Origin of the sequence: Ferdinandcohnia salidurans (assembly GCF_042680725.1) — a bacterium.
GTDB classification, from domain to species: Bacteria; Bacillota; Bacilli; order Bacillales; family Bacillaceae_L; genus Ferdinandcohnia; species Ferdinandcohnia salidurans.
The window spans coordinates 1-5,445 of record NZ_JBHUEK010000035.1; the positions used below are offsets into that span (position 1 = coordinate 1).

General features: G+C 64.0%; 9 protein-coding genes. All 9 read left to right on the forward strand.

Going from position 1 to position 5,445, the window contains the following annotated elements; all coding sequences use genetic code 11:
- Positions 1-1,215 (forward strand): bifunctional DNA primase/polymerase (locus ACFSFW_RS24125; RefSeq protein WP_388042213.1); only part of this gene is annotated, 1,215 nt, incomplete at its 5' end.
- Entirely contained in the window at positions 1,212-1,775 is a 564-nt protein-coding gene (locus tag ACFSFW_RS24130; RefSeq protein ID WP_388042214.1) for a hypothetical protein, read from the forward strand. The genes ACFSFW_RS24125 and ACFSFW_RS24130, both read left to right, overlap by 4 nt.
- Positions 1,775-2,386 carry a hypothetical protein gene (locus ACFSFW_RS24135; protein ID WP_344820624.1) on the forward strand — a complete coding sequence of 204 codons (612 nt, stop codon included), beginning with the start codon at positions 1,775-1,777 and terminating at the stop codon, positions 2,384-2,386. Before ACFSFW_RS24130 ends, ACFSFW_RS24135 begins: the two co-directional genes overlap by 1 nt.
- On the forward strand, positions 2,383-3,246 hold the full coding sequence (locus tag ACFSFW_RS24140; RefSeq protein ID WP_344055304.1) for a hypothetical protein: 864 nt from the start codon (positions 2,383-2,385) through the stop codon (positions 3,244-3,246). The genes ACFSFW_RS24135 and ACFSFW_RS24140 overlap by 4 nt, the downstream gene beginning before the upstream one ends.
- Before the next feature lie 97 nt (positions 3,247-3,343).
- The gene (locus ACFSFW_RS24145; RefSeq protein WP_346140040.1) at positions 3,344-3,982 is read left to right on the forward strand and encodes a hypothetical protein; all 639 of its coding nucleotides are present in this window, start codon (positions 3,344-3,346) and stop codon (positions 3,980-3,982) included.
- Entirely contained in the window at positions 3,979-4,203 is a 225-nt protein-coding gene (locus ACFSFW_RS24150; protein ID WP_344055314.1) for a hypothetical protein, read from the forward strand. The genes ACFSFW_RS24145 and ACFSFW_RS24150 overlap by 4 nt, the downstream gene beginning before the upstream one ends.
- The gene (locus ACFSFW_RS24155) at positions 4,200-4,424 is read left to right on the forward strand and encodes a hypothetical protein (protein ID WP_344055312.1); all 225 of its coding nucleotides are present in this window, start codon (positions 4,200-4,202) and stop codon (positions 4,422-4,424) included. The genes ACFSFW_RS24150 and ACFSFW_RS24155 overlap by 4 nt, the downstream gene beginning before the upstream one ends.
- Positions 4,421-4,645: a hypothetical protein gene (locus ACFSFW_RS24160; protein WP_344055310.1), complete on the forward strand. Its 225-nt coding sequence runs from the start codon at positions 4,421-4,423 to the stop codon at positions 4,643-4,645. Before ACFSFW_RS24155 ends, ACFSFW_RS24160 begins: the two co-directional genes overlap by 4 nt.
- On the forward strand, positions 4,642-4,914 hold the full coding sequence (locus ACFSFW_RS24165) for a hypothetical protein (protein WP_344055308.1): 273 nt from the start codon (positions 4,642-4,644) through the stop codon (positions 4,912-4,914). Before ACFSFW_RS24160 ends, ACFSFW_RS24165 begins: the two co-directional genes overlap by 4 nt.
- Positions 4,915-5,445 lie beyond the last annotated feature (531 nt).

Here is a 5,445-nt window from a genome sequence, read left to right on the forward strand (position 1 = left end):
AGGGAGGACTACTGGAGTGACCTCGAGGACGACCTCGAGGACGTCCCGGAGGGGAGCCGGACGACGGTCCTCGATCGGATCGTCGACCAGCTGGAGCCCGAGCGGATCCACGGGATCGAGATCCACGGGAGCAACGGCCGCGCCTACTACGGAGTCGTCGTCTATAGCGGGAGACAGCAGGGAATGGACGTCCTCGATCTCCGGACGGTCGTGATCGACCTCCGAGACGAGACGGTCCGGATCCACGATAACGGCCTCTGGATCCCGCGGTTCGAGGGAGCAGCCCGAGCCCTCACGTCGGTCGTCGCCCGAGCATGCAACGACCTCGAGGGATCGGTCGACGCCGACGCCCCGCCGCTCCGGACCTCCGCGATCGACGCCGACGCCGACCGGATCCTCTCCTACGAGATCGACGATGGATACGAGCGAGAGGACGGAGACGGCTGGGGATCGACCTGGGGCAACGGCCAGGGAGAGCCCCCGGAGGCTCACGGCTTCCGCGAGCGGCTCGTCGAGGCCGGAGTTCCGAGGTCCCGCTTCTCCCGAATGGAGTTTGGCAAAAAGACTCCCTTCGAGCGATACGCTAACCGCGATCTCGACGGGTTGCTCGGAAACTACGGAGTCGAGACCGGACTCCCGTGCACGACCGAGGAGGCCGACGTCGACAGTCGGATCCTCGAGCATGACCCGCTCGTCGTCGTCGACGTCGACGATCCCGACCGAGCCCCCCTCGAGGACCTCCCGGAGACCTACCGGGTTTCGTCCCCGAACGGGAGCGACGATCGAGCCCATCACTACTACCGCTTCGAGGACCTCGAGGACAAGCAAGCGGTCTACGATCACTTCGGATCCTGGGCAGTGAAACCCGGCTGGGGAGACGTCTGGTTAGCCGGAGAGTACGTCGTCGGCCCCGGATGCAAGACCGACGACGGGACCTACGACGTCGTCGACGACGTCCCGATCGAGAGGATCACGGCCGACGAGATGATCGAGATCCTCGAGGACGGTCCCGACGAGATCGAGGAGGTCGACGATGTCCTCGAGGAGATCACCGAGCCCGCCGAGGCCGACGTCGACGAAGACGACCAGGAGGAGAACGACGACGAGCGGACGGTCGAGTGTCACGACTGCGGAGCCGACCTCGATCCGGGGACCGCCCGACTCGCCGATCGAGACGGTTCTCCCGTCTACGTGTGCCCAGGGGGGTGCGAGTGACCATGACCGGAGTGACCCTCGAGACGACGGGGATCGAGAGCGAGGTCGTCGACGGGGACCTCGAGCCGATCGGCCACGTCGCCATGCTCGACTACGACGACGTCCCGATCGGGACGGTCCTCGAGGAGATCGAGGCCCTCGAGGGGCCGGCGGTTCTCTCCCGGTCGTCGCCCGGTTCGTGGCACGTCGTCGACCTCGAGGTCCGGCCGTTCGCCGAGGCGATCGAGGTCGCTCGGTCGAGCACGGCCTCGAGGGAGTTCGTCTCCGAGATGGACCGCCGCGGGTGCCTCACGCTCCGGATCGGACCGAAGCGTCGGCCGGACGGATCGGTCGAGACGCCGGCCCCGGTCCCGATTACTGTCCACGTCCCGGACGGCCTCGAGGAGGTCGAGGTTTCCCGACCCCACGCCGGCCGACTCAGACAGCTAGCTGCGAACGTCGGAGTCGAGCACGTCGAGGACCGCCTCGAGGAGATCGAGCGGGGAGCCGTCGACGGCCTCGAGCCCGTCGGCCGCCAGCTACCCGAGACGCGCTACGAGACCCGCGGAGGGATCCGCTAATGCCGATCACGGACACGGAGTATGCCGAGGACGCCGACCGGATCGAACGCGAGTATATCGATCCCTCGAGCACGAGCGAGGACGACCTCGAGGCCGACCTCCGAGACAACGATTTCGCGGAGGGTGCCATCAAGGACATCAAAGAGTGGTTCACCACGTCGGACGACGTCTCCGACGCGCTCGGGGAGCCGCACTCCGATGGCGTCACGACCCGCGAGGAGATCGAGGGGATCCTCGATGACCAGTCGGCCGAGATCGGCAACACGTCGCGCAAAGAGGAGATCGTCTCCGAGGTCGCCCGAGACGTCGGAGCCCCGACCGCCGCCGAACTCCGGAGAGCGCAGGCGCAGGCGATCGGAGGAGCCGACGACGTCACTCCGGAGGACTCGAGCACGACGGTTTCGCTCATCAAGGGACCGGACGGCGAGCCGGCCGCTGTCGTCGGAGGGACCTCGAGGACCGGCCCCGAGGCCGCCGAGGAGCACGGTGTGAGTCGCTACGCGAGCCCGCAGGAGTTCGCCGACTCTCTGTCGACGAAACCGGCTCCGGATGGACGTCGAGCCCTCCTGTATGCTAACGGTGATCCGGTCGGGGAGGTGAGCCTTGAATGAGCAAAAGACGAGTTTCGGCCTCTCTATCCGCGGATCTCGTCGCAGTGATTGACGAGTTCTGTGAGGAGTATTCGCTTTCGCGGTCCCGAGTGATCGACGATCTCCTCCGTGAGGCCGTCGACGGAGAGGAGATCAAGGAGCAGATCGAGGACGCGGTTTCCGACCCGGTCCTCGAACTCGCCAGGAAGAAAGCGAAAGAGGAGGAGATCCGAGCACGCCAGGAACTCCGCGAGCGCCGGATCAGCTTCGAGGACCGCTGTCTCGGATACTTCCGCAAGCGCCTCGAGGGGGACGCTGGATACGAAATTCGAGGCATGGAGGAACTCGCGGAAGGCTACCGAGAGGACTACGAACTCTGGGAAGATGACCCGGAGAAGATCCTCGAGATGAACGACAAGATCGATCGGTGGCTCGAGTGGTATCGGATGGGCTACTGGGCGAGAGAGCACGCTCACACGGTCGAATCCGAGATCAAGACCGACGAGGTCGAATGGTGGTTCCACGTCGGCCGAGACCTCTACACGCTCAAACAGCACATCGACGACGTGATTTCCGTCGTCGAGGCCGTCGCCGGCCGGGAGCACGGCTACCAGTCGAGTGCCGTCGTCGAGGCCGTCGCCAAGCGGTTCTCGGTCTGTGAGGGTGCCGTGTGGCTCCTGCTCGAGCACATGGTCGAGCCGGCCGACGCGACGATCTCCGACGCGCTCAACCTCGGTCAGCTATCCGGAGAGCATCTCATCGAGGGAGCACTCGAGGCCGGAGACCACCCGGATCCCGACGCCCTTCCCGAGGGAGCCGAGATCCGCAACGGAGCGACGGGAGAGACGATCGAGTACGTCGAGAGCGAGATCGACGACTGAGGACGTAACCATGACCGAGTCCCGCGGGTAGCCTCGAGGACGGTTCGACTCCGTTCGGGACTCCTGGGGTGCGGTTCCCCAACCCAACCGATCGACTATGACAGAGAGAGACTCCGAGGACGTCGATACCGACGTCCCCACGACCGAGGAGGACAGCCAGACAGATACGTTCGTCGGGATCGAGACCGACAACCCGACCGAGAGCGGGATCTACGTCTACAACCACGCCACGGAGACGCCGGAGGCTTCCGGCTTCGAGAGCCGGGAGCAAGCCGAGACATGGGTCTTCGAGGAGAGCATCGAGGCCCATCTCGAGGTCGTCGACTCCCGACCGCTCGGTGACGATCCCGGCCTCGAGGAGACGATGACCCGGACCGGAGCCGTCGAGCCGCACTCGGTGGCTTCGTTCGAGGACCACGTTGCCGACTACGCTCACGACGCGATCGACGCCGGCCTCGAGCCGGTCGACGTCGTCGAAGCTCTCAGGACCGTCGAGGACGAGATCGTCGCCGACCTCGAGGAGCCGTATCACCGCCGACACGGACTCACGATGGATCAAGCGGCCGAGGCCCTTCGAGAACATATTGACGACCTCGCAGACGACCCCGGAGAAACCGACTACCTCGAAGGACGCCGCCCCGACGGGACCGAGAAGGGGGACCTCGAGGCCACAGAGTTCGTCGACGAGGAGCCGACGACTCCGCTCACGGCTCAGACCACGGAGGGAGACCGATGAGCCTCATCGGAGACTGCGAGGACTGCGGAGCAGGCGCACAACTCCGGTACAAGCCGGACGTCCCGCACTCCGAGCAGAGCCGCCCGTCGGTCTGTCCCCACTGCCACGACCGACGAGAGGCCCGCGTCGAGGAGTTTCGAACCGACGAGCCGCTCCCGGCCCGGTACGATCCCGGCCGCCTCGAGCGGGAGATCGTCGATCCCACGGAGGAGAGCGCATGACCTTCCCGACTGGATACGGCGTCTCTCCCGACGACGTCCCGACGATCGAGGAGTGTGAGGAGAGAGCGGCCGCAGAGCAGGCACGCGGAGAGCTTCTCCGTGACGGCCCGGCCCCGTCGACCGAGGCGATCCTCGAGACGATGCGCGAGCACGACGTCACGGCCGGCCGAGCCGCCCGAGCCCTACTCGGCTACGTCGACCTCGAGGAGGGATCCCGATGAGCGGCTGCACGGACGGTACTGAACAGTCCCACTCAATCTTCGTCGGAGATAAGATAGAGCGGGCGATTGAGATAATCGGAGAAGAATCCGACGATGTGGACAAGTGGGAGTTGCTTAGTGACTACACCCATGACGATATTCAACCCAAAGTAGAGTTGAGAGGTAACTATCTGCACGTCTCAGTGGACACGGAGACTGACCGACCGGGGGGATCGACGTGAGCCTCGAGCAAGCGATCGTCGACGAACTCTATGCACGACGAGGCTTCGACTACTGGTGGGACGACATCGACGAGGACGTCAGAGAGGAGATCCTCGAGGCACTCGCGGAGACGATCGAGGACCACTCGACTGGTAGAGTCCGAGTCGAGATCGAGGAGCATGGAGAGACCCGCGAGGAGTTCCTCGAGCCGGGCGACGAGATCGTCTCCGACGGCCCGGTCGCGGTGACGGCCGTCGGGTTCGAGGACGTCGACGACCGGATCCTCTGAGAGAGCCGAGAGACGGCTCTCGAGCGACGTTCTGTTTTCGCGGTGGTTTCTCCCGGAGCCCGACGACGTCGACGACGAGCGGAGACTCCGGGCGTCTGTCGGACGCTGGCCGGTGGCCGTTCCTCGAGATCGAGATCTAGGCCGAGATCGTCCTCGAGGGGAGCTGGCCTCGAGGTCGACCGACCGCCTCGAGGACAAACCGACTTGCACAACCTCGCCAGTAACACAACTCAGGTTTCACTCGGATCGGTCGAAGATCGTATATCGAGATGCGATTCATCTACCAGATTTCTTACACAGGGTATCATTACACGCGAAAAACAGACAGAATTTACCGCTATCGGAACTGAAAGGTCTAAGCGAGATTACACATACAGAATCATGATAATTCTAATTGCACGCTACCAAGTGATGAAATTTGGTTATTAACGCACATAAAGGTTTTGGAGCCGCGTTAATAACAGCCAGCCTAACTTATTTTATTTTTGATTCTTCTCGCGCGGCTTTTGCCGCGCGAGAAGAATACCGTTG

What these genes read in the sequence shown, in the direction of transcription:
- ACFSFW_RS24155 (WP_344055312.1), top strand. Translation starts at nt 4,200, where the DNA reads ATGACCTTCCCGACTGGATACGGCGTCTCTCCCGACGACGTCCCGACG.
- ACFSFW_RS24135 (WP_344820624.1), top strand. Translation starts at nt 1,775, where the DNA reads ATGCCGATCACGGACACGGAGTATGCCGAGGACGCCGACCGGATCGAA.
- ACFSFW_RS24140 (WP_344055304.1), top strand. Translation starts at nt 2,383, where the DNA reads ATGAGCAAAAGACGAGTTTCGGCCTCTCTATCCGCGGATCTCGTCGCA.
- ACFSFW_RS24145 (WP_346140040.1), top strand. Translation starts at nt 3,344, where the DNA reads ATGACAGAGAGAGACTCCGAGGACGTCGATACCGACGTCCCCACGACC.
- ACFSFW_RS24160 (WP_344055310.1), top strand. Translation starts at nt 4,421, where the DNA reads ATGAGCGGCTGCACGGACGGTACTGAACAGTCCCACTCAATCTTCGTC.
- ACFSFW_RS24150 (WP_344055314.1), top strand. Translation starts at nt 3,979, where the DNA reads ATGAGCCTCATCGGAGACTGCGAGGACTGCGGAGCAGGCGCACAACTC.